At 74.1% G+C, this 19,017-nt stretch carries 14 protein-coding genes and 1 tRNA gene; 3 read left to right on the top strand and 12 right to left on the bottom strand.

The genetic code is table 11. The features are described 5' to 3' along the window. Window positions 1–94: 94 nt before the first annotated feature. Window positions 95–1,006, bottom strand: coding sequence for a TIGR03564 family F420-dependent LLM class oxidoreductase (locus tag ABZU32_RS34060; RefSeq protein ID WP_354842331.1), 912 nt, complete (start codon window positions 1,004–1,006; stop codon window positions 95–97). Between the two features lie 166 nt (window positions 1,007–1,172). On the opposite strand from ABZU32_RS34060, the gene ABZU32_RS34055 reads away from it, so the two are divergent. Next, window positions 1,173–1,607: a hypothetical protein gene (locus ABZU32_RS34055; protein ID WP_354842328.1), complete on the top strand. Its 435-nt coding sequence runs from the start codon at window positions 1,173–1,175 to the stop codon at window positions 1,605–1,607. Between the two features lie 85 nt (window positions 1,608–1,692). Here ABZU32_RS34055 and ABZU32_RS34050 read toward each other — a convergent pair whose 3' ends face one another. The 3 genes from ABZU32_RS34050 to ABZU32_RS34040 all read right to left on the bottom strand — a co-directional run bounded on the left by ABZU32_RS34050 (window position 1,693) and on the right by ABZU32_RS34040 (window position 5,091). Continuing rightward, window positions 1,693–2,592, bottom strand: coding sequence for a sugar phosphate isomerase/epimerase family protein (locus ABZU32_RS34050; protein ID WP_354928906.1), 900 nt, complete (start codon window positions 2,590–2,592; stop codon window positions 1,693–1,695). Continuing rightward, the gene (locus ABZU32_RS34045; RefSeq protein WP_354928903.1) at window positions 2,589–3,737 is read right to left on the bottom strand and encodes a dihydrodipicolinate synthase family protein; all 1,149 of its coding nucleotides are present in this window, start codon (window positions 3,735–3,737) and stop codon (window positions 2,589–2,591) included. Before ABZU32_RS34045 ends, ABZU32_RS34050 begins: the two co-directional genes overlap by 4 nt. A 202-nt stretch (window positions 3,738–3,939) precedes the next feature. Next, window positions 3,940–5,091 carry a Gfo/Idh/MocA family oxidoreductase gene (locus ABZU32_RS34040; RefSeq protein ID WP_354928900.1) on the bottom strand — a complete coding sequence of 384 codons (1,152 nt, stop codon included), beginning with the start codon at window positions 5,089–5,091 and terminating at the stop codon, window positions 3,940–3,942. Window positions 5,092–5,292: 201 nt separating this feature from the next. Here ABZU32_RS34040 and ABZU32_RS34035 point away from each other — a divergent pair. Further along, a tRNA-Met gene (locus ABZU32_RS34035) sits at window positions 5,293–5,366 on the top strand. Window positions 5,367–5,743: 377 nt separating this feature from the next. Beyond that, window positions 5,744–7,459 (top strand): IlvD/Edd family dehydratase, encoded by a 1,716-nt coding sequence (locus ABZU32_RS34030; RefSeq protein ID WP_354928897.1) that lies wholly within the window; start codon window positions 5,744–5,746, stop codon window positions 7,457–7,459. Between the two features lie 99 nt (window positions 7,460–7,558). Here ABZU32_RS34030 and ABZU32_RS34025 read toward each other — a convergent pair whose 3' ends face one another. The 8 genes from ABZU32_RS34025 to ABZU32_RS33990 all read right to left on the bottom strand — a co-directional run bounded on the left by ABZU32_RS34025 (window position 7,559) and on the right by ABZU32_RS33990 (window position 18,761). Then, complete coding sequence (locus ABZU32_RS34025) at window positions 7,559–8,635, bottom strand: alcohol dehydrogenase catalytic domain-containing protein (RefSeq protein WP_354928894.1); 1,077 nt, start codon at window positions 8,633–8,635, stop codon at window positions 7,559–7,561. Window positions 8,636–8,760: 125 nt separating this feature from the next. After that, window positions 8,761–9,774: an alcohol dehydrogenase catalytic domain-containing protein gene (locus ABZU32_RS34020; RefSeq protein ID WP_354928891.1), complete on the bottom strand. Its 1,014-nt coding sequence runs from the start codon at window positions 9,772–9,774 to the stop codon at window positions 8,761–8,763. 80 nt (window positions 9,775–9,854) lie between these two features. Further along, window positions 9,855–10,643 carry an IclR family transcriptional regulator gene (locus tag ABZU32_RS34015; RefSeq protein ID WP_354928888.1) on the bottom strand — a complete coding sequence of 263 codons (789 nt, stop codon included), beginning with the start codon at window positions 10,641–10,643 and terminating at the stop codon, window positions 9,855–9,857. 26 nt (window positions 10,644–10,669) lie between these two features. Next, entirely contained in the window at window positions 10,670–11,608 is a 939-nt protein-coding gene (locus ABZU32_RS34010) for a ribonuclease Z (RefSeq protein WP_354928885.1), read from the bottom strand. An 8-nt stretch (window positions 11,609–11,616) separates the two neighbouring features. Continuing rightward, the gene (locus ABZU32_RS34005) at window positions 11,617–12,504 is read right to left on the bottom strand and encodes an alpha/beta hydrolase (RefSeq protein WP_354928882.1); all 888 of its coding nucleotides are present in this window, start codon (window positions 12,502–12,504) and stop codon (window positions 11,617–11,619) included. Window positions 12,505–12,623: 119 nt separating this feature from the next. Beyond that, on the bottom strand, window positions 12,624–14,411 hold the full coding sequence (locus ABZU32_RS34000) for a prolyl oligopeptidase family serine peptidase (RefSeq protein ID WP_354928879.1): 1,788 nt from the start codon (window positions 14,409–14,411) through the stop codon (window positions 12,624–12,626). After that, complete coding sequence (locus tag ABZU32_RS33995; protein WP_354928876.1) at window positions 14,371–16,200, bottom strand: N-acetylglutaminylglutamine amidotransferase; 1,830 nt, start codon at window positions 16,198–16,200, stop codon at window positions 14,371–14,373. The genes ABZU32_RS34000 and ABZU32_RS33995 overlap by 41 nt, the downstream gene beginning before the upstream one ends. Continuing rightward, window positions 16,200–18,761 (bottom strand): carboxylate--amine ligase/circularly permuted type 2 ATP-grasp protein, encoded by a 2,562-nt coding sequence (locus ABZU32_RS33990; RefSeq protein ID WP_354928873.1) that lies wholly within the window; start codon window positions 18,759–18,761, stop codon window positions 16,200–16,202. The genes ABZU32_RS33995 and ABZU32_RS33990 overlap by 1 nt, the downstream gene beginning before the upstream one ends. Window positions 18,762–19,017 lie beyond the last annotated feature (256 nt).

Genomic DNA, 19,017 nt, shown 5'->3' with positions numbered 1-19,017 from the left:
GTGGAGAGCCACGCCCGGCGAACGTACGCGGTCACCGCACCAGGCGCGGCCCGGAGTGGAGAGCCACGCCCGGCGAACGTACGCGGTCACCGCACTAGGTGAGCAGGCTCGTGAGCAGGCGCCGGGTGCGCGCGGCGTCCTCGCCCGTGACGAAGGTGGCGGCGGCGAAGTCGGTCACCCCGAGCGCGGCGAGGTCGGCGATCTGGGCGGCGACCTCGTCCTCCTCGCCGATGATCGCCACGTCGCCGGGGCCGGCCGCGCCCTCCCGGTCGAGCATCGCGCGGTAGGAGGGCAGTTGGCCGTAGATGGAGAAGACCTTCGAGGCGCGCTCCCTGGCGGCGTCCCGGTCGCCGGTGACGGCGACCGGGAGCGCGCACACGACGCGCGGGGCGGGGCGTCCCGCCTCCGCCGCGGCCCCGGTGATGGCCGGGACGACGTGGTCGGCGATGGTCTTGGGCCCGGTCATCCACAGGATCGTGCCGTCGGCCGTCTCCCCCGCCAGGCGCAGCATGCGGGGCGCGAGCGCGGCGATCAGCAGGGGCACCCCCTCCCGGGCGCGCGGAGTGCCCAGTTCGACATGGGCCCGGAGCGTCTCGCCGTCGACGTCGGCCCGCTCACCGCGCAGCAGGGGGGCCAGCACCGCGAGGTACTCGCGCATGTGCCGCGCCGGCTTGTCGTAGCTGTAGCCGTACATGTCCTCGATGACGACCCGGTGCGACAGCCCGACGCCGAGCGCGAGCCTGCCGCCGAGGGCCAGGTCGGCGGTGAGGGCCTGCTGTGCCAGGACGGCCGGGTGGCGCGGGTAGGTCGGCACGACGGCGGTGCCGAGCTCGATGCCGGGGACGCGGGCGCCCGCGGCCGCGAGCGCGGTCAGCGCGTCGAGCCCGAAGATGTTGGAGACCCATGCCGAGGCGAACCCGTCGGCGGCGGCGCCGGCGATGCGCTCCTCCAGCTTGACGATCGCGTCCGGCCCCGAGGGCTCGTTGAGGTACAACCCGATGCGCATCCGTCCGTCCCGTCCATTCACCATACCGAATGAAATTCTGTTCCTGTGCGGGTTCATGGTACGCATCCACGCGCCGTCCGCGAACGCGCACACGCGGGCGCGCGTCCACGGCCGCCGGGCGGACGCCCGCGCCGCGCGCCGGAGGATGATCGGTAGAGTGGCGGGGATGCGGGGTGTCCTGGCGTGCGGTCTGGTCCTGCTGCTGGCCTGCGCCTGCGGCGGCCCCGAGCCGTCCTTCGAGCAGGCCGCGCGGTTCCTGCGCGACGACGGCGCCGCGCTGAGCCGGCTCTCGCTGCCGGGCAAGACCACGGCCTTCACCCGCGAGACGACCGGCTGCCCGGCGGGCACCGCCCGCAGCGTCTACAGGCTCACCGGCGACCTGCCCGCCGAGCCTGACGCCCACGCCATGGCGACGGTCACCGCCATCCTCGCCTCCGATCTCCATCGCATGGGCTACCAGGAGGGCGACAGCCCGCAGGAGCGGTTCGGCGTGAACGTCAGCACGATGAAGAAGGAGTCGCTCGGCATCGTGGTCACCGTCATCGTGCGCTCGGGCCGGCCGAACGTCGAGGTCACCGGCACGACGGCCTGCGCCTCCTGACCGGAGGTACCGCCGGGCGGCTCCGGAGCGCTCCGTCCGGCCCCGCCGGTGCGGGCGGCACCGCCGGGCGCACCGGGCGCGTGCTCTACAGGACCTCGGTGACGTAGCGGCGGATCAGCGTGGCGATCACCTCGTGGCCGTCGGCGTCCCACACGTCCGCGTTGAAGATCTCCACCTCGACGAACCCGGTGTACCCCGCCGCCTCGACGGCGGCGCGCAGCGGGCGGAAGTCGATCACGCCGTCGCCCATCATCCCCCGGCCGAGCAGCGGATCCGCCGGCAGCGGCACCAGGTAGTCGCAGACCTGGAACGCCGCGATGCGCGGGCCGGCCCGGGCGACCTGCGACAGCACCTCCGGATCCCACCAGACGTGGAAGGTGTCGACCACCACGCCGACCGCCTCGGCGGGCCAGTGGGCGGCCAGGTCGACGGCCTGGCCGAGCGTCGAGAGCACGGCGCGGTCGGCGCAGTACATCGGGTGCAGCGGCTCCAGGGCCAGCCGCACGCCCGCCCGCACCGCGTACGGCACCAGTTCCTCCAGCACGGCGGCCACCCGGTCGCGCGCGCCGGCCAAGTCGCGGGACCCGGCCGGCAGCCCGCCGACGACCATGACCAGGCAGCCGGCGCCCAGGGTGGCGGCCTCGTCGATGGCACGGCGGTTGTCCTCGAGCGCGCGGGAGGCGCCGGCGGGGTCGGCGGCGGTCAGGAAGCCGCCCCGGCACAGCGACGACACCTGGAGCCCGGCGTCGCGGACCAGCCGGGCGGTCGCGGCCAGGCCGTGCTCGGCGACCTGCTCGCGCCACAGGCCGATCGCCGGCACGCCGAAGCGCGCGCAGCCCGCGACCGCCTCGGCGACGCCCCACCGGCGGGTCGTCCACTGGTTGAGGGACAGCCGGGCGAGCCGCGGATCGCCCGGCGGCGGCGTCCGGACCGTCGCCGGGCGCCCGGACGGCACGTCCACGGCGGGGCCGTGGCGCGCGCTCACGCCGCCACCCCGGCCGTGGCGAGCAGAGCCCGCATGCGGGCCTGCGCCAGTCCGGGATCGGGCAGCAGGCCGGCCCGTCCGGCCAGCCGGAACACCTCGGAGAGGTGGACGATCGAACGGGCGGACTGCGCCCCGCCGACCATGGTGAACGCGTCCTGGTGCCCGGCCACCCAGGCGAGGAACACGATGCCCGTCTTGTAGTGGTAGGTCGGCGTCTCGAACAGCTTGCGGGACAGCGGGACGGTCGGCTCCAGCAGTTCCCGGTAGCGGGCGGCGTCGCCGCCGTCCAGCGCCTGGAGGGCGGCCGACGCCACGGGGGCGATCGGGTCGAAGACGCCGAGCAGGGCGTCACTGCCGGACTCGATGAGCGGTGAGTAGTCGAAGTCGTCGCCGGTGTAGAGCCGCACGCCCGCCGGGAGGGCCGCGCGCAGCCGCACTTCGCGCTCGGCGTCCAGCAGCGAGACCTTGACTCCGTCGACGCGGCCGGCGTGCTCGTGGACCAGCGTGAGCAGCGCGTCGGTGGCGGCGTCCAGGTCGCGCGAGCCCCAGTATCCGGCGAGCGACGGGTCGAACATCTCGCCCAGCCAGTGCAGGATGGCCGGCCGGTCCACCTCCGCCAGCAGCCTGCCGTAGACGGCGTGGTAGTCGCCGGGCGTGCGCGCGACCGCGGCGAGCTGTCTGCTGGCCATGAGGATCACCCGGGCCCCGGCCGCCTGGACGGTCTCCACCTGCTCGCCGTACGCCTTCAGCACCTCCTCGCACGTGGCGGCCCGCGGCGCGTGGTCGGTGCCGGCCCCGCAGGCGACGAGCTCCGCCGGGTCGCCGAACCGCGCCGCCTCGGCCGCGGTGCGCCGGATCAGCTCGCGGGTCGCCGGCCAGTCCAGGCCCGTGTTGCGCTGCGCGGTGTCCATGGCGTCGGCCACGCGCATGCCGTAGGACCACAGGTGGCGGCGGAAGCGCAGCGTGGCCTCCCAGTCGACCCGCGCGGGGGCGCCCGGGGTGTTGTCGCCGAGCGGGTCGGCGACGACGTGCGCGGCGGCGTAGACCACGCGGGAGCGCGGCGGCCCCGGCGGGAGCGGCCACGCGGCGGGCGGACCCGGCTCGTACGGCTCCAGCGTCCCCTCGGCGGTGGGCAGCAGGATCATCGGACCCCTTCCCCTACGGACGGCGGCATGGCGCGGGACGGCGGGGACCCGGCGCGCGTACGCGGAGGCACAGGGGCGGGCCTCCGGGGAACGCCGCAGGTCCGCGCGGACACGGGGTCGGACCACCATGGCGCGGGGCCGGACCACGCAGGCACGGGGCCGGACCACGCAGGCACGGGACCGGACCACGCAGGCTTGGCGATCACAACACGAGCTCCGGCAGCTCGACGCGGCGGCCCTCCGCCGAGGACCGCAGGCCCGACTCGGCGAGTTGCACGCCCCGCGCGCCGGACAGGAAGCCGTAGGGGAAGGGGGTGTCCTCCACCACCGATCGCACGAACATCTCCCACTGCGCCTTGAAGCCGTTGCCGAACTCCTCGTTGTCCGGGACCTCCTGCCAGTCGTCGCGGAAACGGTGGGCGACCGGCACGTCGGGGTTCCACACCGGTTTGGGGGTGACGGCGCGGTGCTGGACGCGGCAGCCGCGCAGCCCGGCGACCGCGCTGCCCTCGGTGCCGTCCACCTGGAACCGCACCAGCTCGTCGCGGTCGACCCGGACGCACCAGGAGGAGTTGATCTGCGCGATCACGCCGCCGGCCAGCTCGAAGATGCCGTAGGCGGCGTCGTCGGCCGTGGCGCGGTAGGCGCGGCCCGCCTCGTCGACGCGTTCGGGGATGTGGGTGGCCACCCGCGCGGTGACCGCCTCAACCCGGCCGAACAGGTTCTCAAGGACGTAGGACCAGTGGCAGAACATGTCCAGGGTGATGCCGCCGCCGTCCTCGGCGCGGTAGTTCCACGACGGGCGCTGGGCGGGCTGCCAGCCGCCTTCGAACACCCAGTAGCCGAACTCGCCGCGCACCGACAGCACGCGCCCGAAGAAGCCCCCGTCCAGCAGCCGCCTGAGCTTGAGCAGGCCGGGCAGGAACAGCTTGTCCTGGACGACGCCGCCGCGCACCCCGGCGCGCGCGGCCAGCCGGGCCAGCTCGACGGCCTCCTCCGTCGTCGTCGCCGTCGGCTTCTCGGTGTAGACGTGCTTGCCGGCCTCGATCGCGCGGGTGATGGCCGCCACCCGCGCCGGGGTCACCTGCGCGTCGAAGTACACCTGGTTGTCCGGGTCGCGCAGCGCGCCCGCCAGGTCGGTGGTCCAGCTCTTGAGGTTGTGCCGCTCGCAGATCTCGCGCAGCTTGGCCGCGCTGCGGCCGGCCAGCACCGGTTCCAGCAGCACCCGGTCACCGCCGGACAGGGCGACGCCGCCCTCGTCGTTGATGGCCAGGATCGAGCGGACCAGGTGCTGGCGGTACCCCATGCGGCCGGTGACGCCGTTCAGCACGACGCCCAGGGACCGTGTCGTCACCTCGAACCCTCCTTGCCTCTTCAACGGTAGGAGAAGGCGCTGCCGGCATCGATGCGGGTCAAGGCTGCGGAAAGCGCTTTCCATGGCACCTTAGGTTCCCGTTCCCGGATGGTCAAGAACGCCGCCGCACCCTCGACCGCCGTGGACGCCGCCGGTTTCGGTTTGCGCGGATCGAGATCGGCGGTATCGTAGAGGAACCGACGCGGGGTGGAGCAGCTCGGTAGCTCGCTGGGCTCATAACCCAGAGGTCGCAGGTTCAAATCCTGCCCCCGCTACAAAGAGAAGGCCCTGGACGACCGGCACGCCGGCGACCAGGGCCTTCGTCGTTCCCGCCCCCTCGCCGGCCACCGCGCCTTCCCCTCTGAGGGCCTGCTCCGTGACCGCGCCGGTCGCCCACCGGTCCACGCCCGGCCGGCGGTCCGGCCTCGGCGGCAGGCCGAGCAGCGCGGGCTCTCCCCCGTCTCCTGGACCTGCCGTCACGTCCGACGAGGCGCCTTTTGGTCGCACGTCCCCGCCCACTCCGTCATGCGCACGCGCGCCACCGTGCGTGCGGTCGTCGTGGCGTCCGGCGGGGTGCCGCGCGGCGGGGCTGGAAGCTACGATGAGCCTGTTCCGCATATCAAACTTAAGTTCCACATATTGGAATAGGGCGATGGCTGATCTTCGCAGTGCACAGTGGTACGCCGGAAACGACCGCAATGCCTACATCCACCGCGCCTGGATGCGCCGAGGCGTGCCCGGCACCGCGTTCGAGGGGCGGCCGCAGATCGCGATCGCCAACTCCGCCTCCGACCTGACCCCGTGCAACAGCCACCTCAACGAGGTGGCCGAGAGCGTCAAGCAGGGCATCTGGGAGGCCGGCGGCGTGCCGCTCAACCTGCCGGTGGTGTCGCTCGGCGAGACGCAGGTGCGCCCCACCGCGATGCTGTGGCGGAACATGGCGGCGATGGCCACCGAGGAGATGCTGCGCGCCAACCCGATCGACGGGGTGGTGCTGCTCGGCGGCTGCGACAAGACCATCCCGTCGCTGCTGATGGCCGCGGCCTCGGTGGACCTGCCGGCGGTGGTGGTGCCCGGCGGTCCCATGCTGACCGGCACCTTCCGGGGAGTGCCGCTGGGCTGCGGCACCGACGTGTGGCGGCTGAGCGAGGAGGTGCGCGCCGGCACGCTGTCGGAGCAGGCGTTCATGGACTCCGAATCCTCGATGATCCGCAGCCGCGGGCACTGCAACACGATGGGCACCGCCTCCACCATGGGCCTGCTCGCCGAGGTCCTCGGCACCACCCTTCCGGGCACCGCCGGCCTGCCCGCCCCCGACAGCCGGCTGCTCGCCCGCGCACACGAGACCGGCCGCCTGATCGTGGAGATGGTCGCGGAGGAGCGCCGGCCCAGCCGGGTGCTGAGCAGCGGTTCGTTCCGCAACGCGATCATCGCGCTGGCCGCGCTGGGCGGATCCACCAACGCCGTGGTGCACCTGCTGGCGATCGCCGGCCGCCTCGGCATCCCGCTCACCCTGGACGACTTCGACGAGGTGGGCGCCGGCGTGCCGCTGCTGGTGGACCTCCAGCCCGCCGGACGGCACCTGATGGAGGACCTCCACCGCGCGGGCGGCCTGCACGCCGTGCTGCGGGAGGTGGTGGACCTGCTGGACCAGGACGCCCTCACCGTCACCGGCCGGCCGCTGGTCGACTACCTGCCCGAGGCGCAGATCTGGGACCGCGAGGTCATCCGCAGCCGCGGCGAGCCGTTGCAGGGCGAGGCCGGCATCGCCGTGCTCCGCGGCAACCTCGCCCCGCAGGGGGCCATCATCAAGCCGGCCGCCGCCACCCCCCACCTGCTCCGCCACCGGGGGCGGGCCGTCGTCTTCGACTCCATCGAGGACTTCCACGCGCGCATCGACGATCCCGAGCTGGACGTGGACGCCGACTCGGTGCTGGTGCTGCGCGGGTGCGGGCCGAAGGGGTACCCGGGCATGCCGGAGGTGTCCAACATGCCGCTGCCCGCCAAGCTCCTCAAGGAGGGCGTGCGCGACATGGTGCGCGTGTGCGACGGGCGGATGAGCGGCACCGCGTACGGCACGGTGGTGCTGCACGTCGCCCCCGAGGCGGCCACCGGAGGTCCGCTGGCCCGCGTCCGCACCGGCGACTGGATCATCCTCGACGTGGAGGCCAGGCGCATCGACATCGACGTGCCGCAGGAGGAGCTCGACGCCCGGGCGCCGTCGCAGGCGATGACCGACGGCCTGGCCCGGCCGCGCCGCGGCTGGGAGGAGCTGTACGTGCGCACGGTGATGGGCGCCGACACCGGCGCCGACCAGGACTTCCTGCTCGGGTCCAGCGGCCACGAGGTCTCCCGCGAGTCGCACTGACCCCCGGCCCGCCCCGCCCCGTCACCGGGGCGGGGCGGGGCGGCCGGACGGCCGGAGAAGGTCACCGGGTGCCGGGGAGAGCCGTTGGGGGGCCCGGCCTCAGCCGGAGGGGTGGACCAGGACCTTGCTCGCCTTCAGTGTGCCGTCGGCGAGCGCGCGGAAGGTGCCGGGCGCCTGCTCCAGGCCGACGCGGCCCTCGATCAGCGGTTCCAGCTCCGCGGCGTGCGCGCCCGCCCACGCGGCGGTGTCACGGAACTCGGCCTCGCCGTAGGCGAAGCTGCCGATGACGGTGCGCTCCTCGGTGCTCACCGCGTACGCGGAGATCTCCACGCGCGGCGCCGCCATGCCGACCAGGACGACGCGCGCGCCGAGCGCGGAGACCTCGAAGGCGGCCTGCAGGGTGCGCGCCGACCCGACCGCGTCGATGACCACGTCGGCCGCCCCGCCGAGAGCGGCGACGACGCCCCCGGCGGGCGGGATGGCCGGGTCTTCGGTGGCGGACGGCGCGACAGGCGACGACACGGCGGCGGCGGACGGCCCGGCCGGGTCGATGGCGGTGAAGCCCAGGCGGGTCAGCAGGGCGCGGCGGGCGGGGTCCAGTTCGCCGACCACGACGCCCGGGTTGCCGGCGCGGCGGGCGGCCAGGGCCACGGCCTGCCCGATCGGGCCGCCGCCGACCACGTACACCCTGTCCTGCGGTCGGAGTGCGGCGCGGCGCACGGCGTGGTGGCCGACCGCGAGGGGCTCCACCAGGCCGCCGATGTCGGCCGGGACGCCTTCGGGCAGCGGGACGAGGTTGCGGGCGGGGGCGGCCATGCGCTCGGCGAAGGCCGCGCTGATCTCCCGCCCGACGCCGATCACCCGCCGGTCCGGGCAGCGCTGCGGCGTCCCGGCGGCGCAGGCGGCGCAGCCCCCGCAGCCGATCACCGGATTGACGGTGACCAGCGTGCCCGGACGGTGGGCTCCCGTGCGGTCGTGCAGGACCCTGCCGACCGTCTCGTGCCCCATCACCTGCCCGGGGTGCCTGCGCCCGTTCTCGCCGGTGTAGCCGTGCAGGTCGGAGCCGCAGATGCCGGTGGCGACGATCTCCAGCAGCGCGTCGCCGGGGCCGGGGACGGGTTCGGGGCGGTCCTCGACCGTCATCTCCCATGGCCCGTGGAACACCAGTGCGCGCATGTCTCCTCCTTCAGGTCAGGACGTGGTCGCCGTCACGGGTCCACGTACCGGGCGAGATGTGGTCACCGTCACGCGTCCACGCGGGGGGCACGGTGGTCGCCACCACGCGTGCGCGGCGGGCGCGGTCACCGGCGGGGGTCCACGTGGACCTTGGGGGCGGGGGCCCACCCGGGCGGGCGGTGTCCGGCGAGCACGCCGGAGACCTCCTCCAGGGGCACGGTCGCGGCCACCAGCGGGCGCGGGTCCACCGCGCCCGAGGCGTACAGCTCGATCGTCTCGGCCATGCCGCCGAAGCCGCTGAGCACGCCGACGGCGGTGACGTCCTTCAGCGCGACGGCCCTGCTGTCGACCAGGCTCGGCCCGGAGGACAGGCCGATGAACACCACCCGCCGTCCCGGTTCGACCAGGTCCACGGCGAGGGCGGGCAGCGCTGGGGCGCCTGAGGCGTCGATCACGGCGTCGAAGCGCAGGCGGGGCAGCGTCTCGCGGGTCCAGACGTGCGCGAAGCCGAGGGAGCGGGCGAAGTCCAGGGACGGGGCGGCGAGGCCGAGCAGGTGCACCTCGGCGCCCTGCGCGGCGGCGATCTGGGCGGCGAGCAGGCCGATCGTGCCCGGGCCCATGACCAGCAGCCGCTCCCCCGGCTCCAGCGCCGCGCCGCGGACGGCGCGCAGCGCGTTGCCGCCCGGCTCGGCGAGCGCACCCAGCGCCGGGTCCATGCCGTCGGGCAGGGGGTGCAGCGCCGTCACCGGCACGGGCAGCCTCTCGGCGAGGGCGCCGGGCCATCCGTTGCGGATGCCGACCTCGTACCGGTCGGCGCACACGTGGCGGCGTCCGCTCGCGCACCGGTCGCAGCGCCCGCAGCCGAGCATGGTGTCGCCGGTGACCCTGCGGCCGAGCCAGGACGGCTCGACGCCGTCGCCGAGGACGCGCACGACGCCGCACCATTCGTGGCCGATGCGGACGGGGTAGCGGGCCTGGCCGTTGTGCAGGTAGGACATGTGGCCGGTGAGGAACTCCATGTCGGTGCCGCACACTCCGGCCCGTTCGACCTCGACGACCACCTCGCCGGGGCGCGGCTCGGGCGGCGCGACGTCACGCACGGCGGACGCGCCGGGACCGGTGACGACGAAGGCGCGCATCTCTCACCGCCCCGGCGTGGCCCGCGGGCCTGGACGGCGCCCACGGGAGCGGCGGGACGGTGCCTTGGGCCGGCCGTGGGTCATCGCGGGGTCTCGTGTTCGGCGACCACGGCGCGGATGGCGGGCACCTGGTCGACCAGCCGGCTGAGGGGCGTGCGGTAGGCGGGCGCTGAGACGCTGACCGCGCCGCTCGGCACGGTCGGGGAGGTCAGGAAGGCAGGGACTGCGACGCAGACGATGCCGGGCTCGTTCTCCTGGTCGTCGATGGCGTACCCCCGCTCGCGGGTGGCGCGCAGTTCGGCGGCCAGCGCCCGCGCGGTGGTGACGGTGTTGCCGGTGCGGCGCTCGAGTGAGCGCCCGCCGGCCCAGGCGGCGACGGCGGCGTCGTCGGGCAGCGCGTGGGACAGGAGCATCTTGCCCACGGCGGTGCAGTGGGCGGGGTTGCGCCCGCCGACCGTGGAGGTCAGCTTGACGGCGCCGAGCGGCGGGTCGGCCTTGGACCGGTAGACGACCGTGGCGCCGTCCAGGATGGCGTAGTGCGCGGTCTCGCCGTAGCGCTCGGCCAGGGAGTGCAGCACAGGCCCGACGCGGACGTGGTCGGGGCGCGCCTCGTGGTGGGCGAAGGCCAGGCGGAGGAACTCGTCGCCCAGCACGTAGTGGCCGCGGCCGTTCCTGGTGGCGAAGCCGAAGCGCGCCAGCGAGGCCAGCGCGCGGTGGACCGTGGGCTTGGGGCTCGCGGCCGCGCGGGCCATCTCCTCGAGCGTGACGCCGTCGGGGTGGCGGGCCAGCTCGGCGAGGATGGCGAGCACGCGGCCGGCGCCGACGAGGCGTCCGGCGTCCTCGCCCGTCGTGTCGCCGTCGTCCGCCACGTTCCACATGGTAGACCACTATTTCACTATTTGGAACTCAGGTCCCCGGCTCGGCGGCGGGACGGCACGGGGACGCGGGTGAGGTCCTCGGCGACGACGATCTCGCCGGCGAAGTGGCGGGCCGCCTGGGCGCCGAACAGCGCGGGGTCGCTGTAGCGCTGGGAGAAGTGGGTGAGCACCAGGCGCCGCACCCCGCACTCACGGGCCACGCGGCCGGCCTCGCCCGCCGTGAGGTGGCCGAAGTCGCGGGCCAGGCGGGCGTCCTGGTCCAGGAACGTCGACTCGATCACCAGCAGGTCGGCGCCGTCGGCCAGGGCGAACACCCCGTCGCACAGCCGGGTGTCCATGACGAAGGCGAACCGCTGGCCCGGCCGGGGCACGCTGACCTCCTCCAGCGTGACCGTGCGCCCGCCGGCGCGGAGCGAGCCGTCGCGCTGCAGCTCGCCCACGCGCGGGCCGGAGATGCCGTGCCGGCGCAGCCGTTCGGGCAGCATCCGGCGCCCGTCCGGCTCGACCAGCCGGTACCCGAAGGCGGGCACCGGGTGGTCCAGGGGATGGGCCTCCAGGCGGCCGGACCGGTCCGCCGCGATCACGCCCGGTGACACGACCGGCTGCGCGATCACCGTGGCGGTCTCGTGGTAGGAGCTGGCGTGGCGCAGCCGGGCGAAGTAGTCGGCGCCCGACGCGGGGAAGTGGGCGTACACCGGGTGCGGGACGCGGTCCAGGGACATGCGCTGGATCACGCCGGGCACCCCGAGGCAGTGGTCGCCGTGGAAGTGGCTGATCAGGATGCGGTTCACGTCGGTCGCGGCGACCCCCGCCATGATCATCTGGCGCTGGGTGCCCTCGCCCGGGTCGAACAGCAGGCCCACGCCGTCCCAGCGCAGCAGGTAGCCGTTGTGGTTGCGGCGCCGGGTGGGCGTCTGGCTGCCCGTCCCGAGCACGACGAGTTCGCGCGAGGACACCGGCCGGCCTACAGGTGCCCGGCGAGGAACCGGGCCGTCGCCTCGACGGCCTGGGTGACGTAGGGCTCGGTGTCGTACAGGTCGATGTGGAGCTTGGCGTCCAGCCAGACGATCTGCTTCGGCTCGCCCATGCGCTTGTAGGCCTCCTCGGCGCCCTCGGGCGAGCAGAAGCGGTCGACGACGCCGTGCACGATCAGCCCCGGCTTGGGCGACAGGAAGTCGGCGCCCATCATGTTGTCCACGGTGATCAGCTCGCGGATCGACGCGCGGGTGACCTCGTTCACCCACGAGGACGCCGCGGAGCGCTCGGTGCCGTAGTAGGCGAACGGCTCCTCTCCCGGCATGGCCGCCTCGCCCGACTCGGCCACCGCGGGGATGTACTCGACGGCGCCGCCGCGGTCCTGGCGTTCGAGGGCCTCGGTGAGGGACGCCAGCGCCTGCTGGTAGCCCTGGTCGGTCATGCCCGACCGCATGGCGTAGGGGTCGTTGTAGGCCCCGGCGATGCCCACGAAGACCTTGACCCGCGGGTCGAAGGCGGCGAAGCGGAGGGCATACCCGGCGCCGAGGCAGATGCCGACGGCCCCGATCCGGCCGCCGTCCACCGCGGGCAGGCCGCGCAGGAAGGAGACGGCGGCGCGCAGGTCGCGCAGTTTGCCCTGCGGGTCCTCCTGCCGCCGGGGCTCGCCCCCCGAGGCGCCGAAGCCGCGGTGGTCGAAGGCGAGCGTGAGGTAGCCGGCGTCCGCGAGCCTCGCGGCGTACAGGCCGGTCACCTGCTCTTTGACCCCGGTGAACGGACCGGTGAGCACCAGCGCCGGGTGGGGCCCGTCGCCGGGCGGGACGCGCAGGTCGCCGGCGAGCGTGACGCCGTCGGCCTGAAACTGAACGTGATCGGCCATGCCCCAAGTCAACCCCATCCGAGCCCCCGGCGGCTCCCCGATCACCGCCGGGCCGGACGGCACAGCCCCGCACGGCCCCGCGCCGCCTGGACGCCGCGAGCCCGTGCGGGCATGACCGGTCAGCAGAGCCAGCGGTCGCACCAGTCGACGACGGCGTCCATGAAGGCGATCTTGTTGGCCTTGCGGACGGTCTCGTGGCCCTCGTCCTCGAACAGCAGGTAGCGGCACGGGACGCCCCGGGCCGTCGCGGCGGCGACGACCTGCTCGGCCTCGTGGACCGGGACGTTGGTGTCCTGCGCCCCGTGGACGACCAGCAGCGGGGCGGTCAGCCGGTCGAAGGCGTGCAGTGGCGACAGCGACCACAGCAGCTCGCGGTCGGCCACCGGGTCGCCGTACTCGCTGACGGCCGCCGCGGCGATCCAGGGCTCGGTGCGGGCGTAGAAGGTGGCGAAGTCGGCCATGCCGCACACGTCGACCCCGGCCCGGAACAGCTCGGGATAGGTCACGAGCGCGGCGAGGGTGAGGTAGCCGCCATAGGAGCGGCCCATGCAGGCGACCTTCGCCGGGTCGGCGACGCCCGCGTCGACGAGGAACCCGGCGCAGTCGGCGACGTCGTCGATGGCGTGGAAGCGCAGCGCATGGTTGTCGGCGTCCTGGAAGGCGCGCCCGAAGCCGGAGGAGCCGCGCACGTTGGGCGCGAAGACGCTGACGCCCGCCGAGAGCAGCCGCTGGAACAGCGGGTTGAAGCCCGGCCGCTCCTGGCTCTCGGGACCGCCGTGCAGCCAGATGGCGCACGGCCCCGCGCCGCGCCCGGCGCGGTAGAGCCAGCCGGTGAGCTCCAGGCCGTCCCTGGCGGCGAAGCGGACCAGCTCGGCGTCCACCTTGTGGGGCAGCGGCTCGTCCCCGGCCACCCGGTGGTAGACGCCGGTCGCCAGGTCGCACAGCAGCACGTGGGAGGGGGTGTCCGGTGACTCCCCCGCCATGACGGCCAGCGCGCCGTCCAGCGACAGCCGCGCGGAGGTGACCACCTCCACCGGCGGCGGCGGGAGCGGCCGGGTGGCGCCCTCGATCAGGTCGGCGACCTCCAGTTCGGAGCGCCCGGCGAGGTTCCAGGCCAGCAGGGCGACGGTGCCGTCCATGCTCACCGCGAACCGGTCGAGCTCGGCGTCGGGGCGCTCGGCGACGACGCGCGGGGCGCCGCCGACGGGCATGGCGATCAGGGCGGTGCGGTCGCGGCCGGCGTTGGAGCGGATGTAGGCGACCTCGCCGTCCGGGGACAGCGCGCCGAGGTCGGTCGAGGGCGGCAGCAGCGGCCGCTCCTCTCCGAAGGGCAGGTCGGCGACCGCCATCTCGCGCATCCCGCGCGGGCCGTGGCGCAACAGGGCCCGGCGGTGGTCGCGGCTGACCGCGCTCGGCCACATCAGCGGGCCGGCCGCGATGGTGTCGCGGTGGCCGAGGCGGGCGTCGATGAGCACCGCCTCGGTCGCGCCGGAGCCCGACAGCTCGGCGACCAGCAGCGTCGAGCCCTGCCCGGTCCAGCGGACGAACACCGCCGAGCCCTTGGCCGGGCTGCCGGTCGGGCCGGCGAGCAGGCGGCGGTCGGCGCCGTCCGGCCGCGTCGCCCACACCTGGGTGTGCTCTCCCCCGCCGGGTGACACCGTGACGGCCAGCCACTCGCCGTCCGGCGACCACAGCACGTCGCCGACCGGCTCGGGGCCGGTGTCGAGCACCCGCGCGCGCCGCGCGCCGTCGCGTTCGAGCGGCTGGACCCACACGCGTGGGGAGCCGTCGCGGTCGCTGACGTAGGCGACCGACCTGTTGTCGGGCGACAGGGCGGGCGATCGGCAGATCCATGAGATGTCGACGTCAGACTCCTTGTGCTTGCAACCACAACTCCAGGAGTCCAAGTTGCCACAACGCGTTGGCTCCCAGGGTCGTTCGGTGCTCACCGGGCGCGGCGAGCAGCTTGTCCACCATGGCGGGCCGGAACAGGCCGCGGTCGCGGGCCACCTGCCCGGTGAGGGCGTCGCCGACCAGGTCGAGGAAGGGCCCGTGGATGTGGCGGATGGCCGGTACGGGGAAGTAGCCCTTGGGCCGGTCGATGACCTCGTCGGGGACCAGGCCGCGCGCGGCGGCCTTGAGCACCCCCTTGCCGCCGGAGGCCAGCTTCAGCTCCGGCGGGCAGGTGGCGGCCAGCTCGACCAGCTCGTGGTCCAGGAACGGGGTGCGGGCCTCCAGCCCGAAGGCCATCGTCATGTTGTCGACCCGCTTGACCGGGTCGTCGACCAGCATGACGCCGGTGTCCAGGCGCAGGACGGCGTCCAGGGCGGTGTCGGCGCCGGGCATGGCGAGGTGGCGGCGGACGAAGTCGCCGCTGACGTCCTTCTCCAGCAGGTAGTCCGGCTGGAGGATGCGGGCGAGGTCCTCGTGCGGGCGGTCGAAGAAGACCTTCGCGTACACCTCGGCGGCGTCCTCGCGCGCCACGTCCTCAAGCGGCGGGTACCAGTCGTAGCCGGCGAACACCTCGTCGGCGCCCTGGCCGGACTGCACCACCTTGACGTGCTTGGACACCTCCTGCGACAGCAGATGGAAGGCGACGCAGTCGTGGCTGACCATCGGCTCGCTCATCGCCGCCACGGCGCTTTCCAGGGACGGCAGCAGCCGCAGGTCGTCGACCATGATGCGGTGGTGGTCGGTGCCGAAGTGCCGGGCCACCAGGTCGGAGTAGGCGAACTCGTCGCCGGACTCCCCGCCCGCCGCGTGGAAGCCCACGCTGAAGGTCGCCAGGTCCCGCTGGCCCTCCTCGGCCAGCAGGGCGACGATCAGGCTGGAGTCCAGGCCGCCGGACAGCAGCACCCCGACCGGCACGTCGGCCACCATGCGGCGCCGCACGGCGGCCCGCAGGGCGTCCAGCACGGCTTCGCGCCACTCGCCGGGGCCCATCTCCTCCCGCCCGGCCCGCAGCACGTCGAGCTGCACCTCGCCGCTGCCCGGGGCGCCGCCGGCCGGGCGGGCGTAGGGCGGGTTCCAGTAGTGGTCGTCGCTGCTCGTGCCGTCGGGCTCGATGGTGCGGACCGTGGCGGGCGGCAGCTTCTCCACGCCGGTCAGGATGGTGCGGGGCGAGGGCACCACCGAGTGGAAGGTCATGTAGTGGTGCAGCGCCACCCGGTCGATGTCGGTGGCCACGCCACCGCCGGCCAGGAGCGCGGGCAGGGTGGAGGCGAAGCGCAGCCGGGCGGCGTCCCGGGTGAGGTAGAGCGGCTTGATGCCGAGCCGGTCGCGGCCGAGGACGAGCCGGCCGGTGTCGCGTTCGGCGACGGCGAAGGCGAACATGCCCTTGAAGCGCTCGACGCAGCGTGGGCCCCAGTGGCGGTAGGACTTCAGCAGCACCTCGGTGTCGGAGGTGGAGAAGAACCGGTAGCCCTCCGCCAGCAGCACCTCGCGCAGTTCCCGGTAGTTGTACAGGCAGCCGTTGAACACCCCGGTCAGGCCGGCCTCGGCGTCGACCATGGGCTGGGCGCCCCGGTCGGACAGGTCGATGATGCGCAGCCGCCGGTGCCCGAGGGCGACCGGGCCGAGCGACCACAGGCCGGTGCCGTCCGGCCCCCGGTCGGTCATGGTCTCGGTCATGCGCTGGACGGCGCCGATGTCGGCCGCGCGGCCGTCGAACCGGATCTCTCCGGCGAGACCGCACATCAGAGGGCCTCCTTCAGCAGCCAGGTGTCCTTGGCCCCGCCGCCCTGGGAGGAGTTGACGATCATGCTCCCGGCGGGGGCGACGCGGGTGAGCGCCGCGCGCGGGACGACCGCGTCCTTGCCCAGGAACACGAACGCGCGCAGGTCGACGGCGTGCGGGCGCATCCGCTCGCCGTCGAAGGTGGGGTGGGTGGACAGGGCGATCGTCTCCTGGGCGACCCACCGCTCGGGTTCGGCGAGGATGCGCTCGCGCACCTGCTCCAGCTCCCGCGCGGAGGCGTGCTCACCGATGATCACTCCTTGGCCGCCGTAGCCGTCCACCGGCTTGACCACCAGCTCCGGCAGACGGTCGAGGACCTGCTCGCGGTCCTCGGGCTCGCGGCACAGGTAGGTGGGGACGTTGGCGAGCAACGGGCGCTCTCCCAGGTAGTAGTCGATGAGCCGGGGCACGTAGCGGTACAGGCTCTTGTCGTCGGCCACGCCGTTGCCCGGCGCGTTGGCCAGGGTGAGGGCGCCGCTCTCGACGGCCTCCAGCAGGGCGGGGCCGAGCGGGCCGCCGAGCAGGTCGTCCTCGTCGATCCTGCGGTACAGCAGGTCCACCCGCCGCCCCGCGGCGTACACTGCGCCGTCGCGGACCGACAGGTCGCCGGGCTCAGCCAGGACCGCGCCCATCTCCTCGGCGAGGGTGCGGTGCTCGTAGTAGGCGGGGTCGGACGGTCCGGAGGTCACCACGCCGAGGACCGGGTCGGAGGCGGGGGAGGCCGCGAGCAGCGCCTCGCGCAGCAGCCCGGCGGCGCCCTCGGGGTCCAGGACGCCGGCGCGGTCGAGTTCGGGCAGGGCGTGGACGGCGGTGCGGCGGTTGCCGACCGCGTAGCCGATGCCGGAGGGCACCCTGAGGTTGTCCTCCAGGACGACCCAGCGTCCGGCCCCGTCGCGGGCGACGTCGAGGCCGGCGACCGAGGCCCTGATCGCGGCGCTGTGCACCCGCCAGCCGGCGGGCCGGTAGCCCGGGGACTCGTCCACGATCCAGGCCGGGATCACCCGGTCCTTGATCACCTCGCGCCGGCCGTAGACGTCCTGCAGGAACGCCTCCAGGGCGCGGACCCGTTGCGGCATGCCGCCGCTGATCTTGGCCCAGTCGTCGCCGGCGATCAGCCTCGGCACCAGGTCCAGGGGCATCTTGCGGTCGTCTTCCGCGCCCTCCCGGCCGGGCCCGCGGTCCTGCGCCCCGTCCTGCCCTTCGGCGTTGAACGTCATGCCGGTCTCGTTCATGCGGGCGTCGCGCAGGGCCTCGCGCCGGCACAGCTCCGCAGAGCCGAGCTTGTCGAGGATCTGGAAGACCGGCTGGTAGGGCTCGCGCACGATGCCCTCGATCACGGCCTCGTCCTGCACCCCCCGGTAGTCCTCCAGCAGCTCGGTGGTCAGGCGCGGGATGGGGCCGCCGAACTCCGCCTGCCAGCCGTCGGAGCGGGTGGCGGCGACCAGCCGATCCACCACGTCGGCGAAGGTGCCGCCGTGCGCGAGGATCTGACGCTGGCGGTCGGCCGAGCTTCCCCGGCCGATCGCGTACTCGGCCAGCGTGGTGACGGCCTCCCAGTCGCCGGTGGCCGATAGCTGGGGCCGCAGGTCGTCGAGCATCCGCCTGATCACCTCGGCGGCGGGCCTGGCCGTGCCGTCGGCCGGGTCGACCAGGGCTCCCTCCATGCCTGACCTGGCGGCCCGCCAGGTGGCGGCCCGCACCAGCTCCATGGGGATCTCCTGCTGGACGGGCCCGTCGTTCTCGATGGCCTCCAATTCGCGCATGACGAGCGCGCGGAACACCCCGGCCAGCAGCAGGACGTCCTCCACCCGGGGGCAGGCGTCGCACATGCGCATCTCGACCGTGGACACGTGCGCCGAGGGGCGGACGTCGAAGTAGATCATCCCGGGATCGCTGATCACGCCGGAGCGCACCAGGTCGGCGACCATCCGGTCGTACTCGGCGGCCGAGGAGAAGCGGCGCACAGGCCCGGTGGTGGGCCAGCGCTGCCAGACCAGGGTGCGGGAGCTGGCGTACCCGCTGTCGGCGCCCATCCAGTACGGGGAGCTCGCGCTGAGCGCGAGCAGCGGCGGCAGCCACCGGGCGACGCGGTGGGCCACCTCGACGGCCAGGTCGCGGTTGGCCACGTCCACGTGCACCTGCGCGCCGCAGATCAGCTGCTCGCGGGTGAGGAGCTGGTAGTCCTCCAGCATCTTCTCGTACCGCGCGTCCGGCGAGACCTTGAGCGCGGCCCGGTCGACCAGCGGCACCGTGCCGGCGGCGACGATGCCGAGCCCGAGGCCGTCGGCCGCCTCGACGACCGTGCGGCGCAGCGCGGTCAGGTCGTGGCCGAGGTCCTCCAGGCGGACGTAGGGACGGCTGTTGGACTCCACGACCGAACGCTGCAGCTCATGGGTGAACCGCTCCTGCGGTAAACGCTCGAGCAGGCTCTCGGCGCGAGGCACCAGGTGACGCGTCTCGAGGTCCACGACGTGGAATTCCTCTTCGACACCTACGGCGATCGATTCCCCGAGACCGGACATCCCACCATCCTTATTACGCCCTCTAGCAGGGGTTGATTGATGGCCTACTGCCCATAACGGAGCAAAATGCACGTCACACCGCAACTCGCAGGGTGTGATTTCGGGGGAAGACGCCCAGAGTGTGCCGTACTACTACTTTGCTGCCGATCTTAACCGTTTCTTTACTCGATGCCCTGGCGCGAAGCGACGTCACGGCGATGTGATGGCTCAGGCCCGGGAGCCTCCACTCCCGGGCGGTCGAAAAGGAGTCACATCC

The sequence above is a fragment of the Sphaerisporangium sp. NPDC005288 genome, from assembly GCF_040607475.1.
Lineage (GTDB): Bacteria > Actinomycetota > Actinomycetes > Streptosporangiales > Streptosporangiaceae > Sphaerisporangium > Sphaerisporangium rhizosphaerae.
Note: the sequence above shows the minus strand (reverse complement) of the source record. Positions and strands in the feature narration are given on the sequence as shown.

Coding starts and splice junctions, on each gene's coding strand:
- ABZU32_RS34060 (WP_354842331.1), bottom strand. CDS start 1,006: ATGCGCATCGGGTTGTACCTCAACGAGCCCTCGGGGCCGGACGCGATC.
- ABZU32_RS34055 (WP_354842328.1), top strand. CDS start 1,173: ATGCGGGGTGTCCTGGCGTGCGGTCTGGTCCTGCTGCTGGCCTGCGCC.
- ABZU32_RS34045 (WP_354928903.1), bottom strand. CDS start 3,737: ATGATCCTGCTGCCCACCGCCGAGGGGACGCTGGAGCCGTACGAGCCG.
- ABZU32_RS34030 (WP_354928897.1), top strand. CDS start 5,744: ATGGCTGATCTTCGCAGTGCACAGTGGTACGCCGGAAACGACCGCAAT.
- ABZU32_RS34025 (WP_354928894.1), bottom strand. CDS start 8,635: ATGCGCGCACTGGTGTTCCACGGGCCATGGGAGATGACGGTCGAGGAC.
- ABZU32_RS34020 (WP_354928891.1), bottom strand. CDS start 9,774: ATGCGCGCCTTCGTCGTCACCGGTCCCGGCGCGTCCGCCGTGCGTGAC.
- ABZU32_RS34005 (WP_354928882.1), bottom strand. CDS start 12,504: ATGGCCGATCACGTTCAGTTTCAGGCCGACGGCGTCACGCTCGCCGGC.
- ABZU32_RS33995 (WP_354928876.1), bottom strand. CDS start 16,200: ATGTGCGGTCTCGCCGGAGAGATCCGGTTCGACGGCCGCGCGGCCGAC.
- ABZU32_RS33990 (WP_354928873.1), bottom strand. CDS start 18,761: ATGTCCGGTCTCGGGGAATCGATCGCCGTAGGTGTCGAAGAGGAATTC.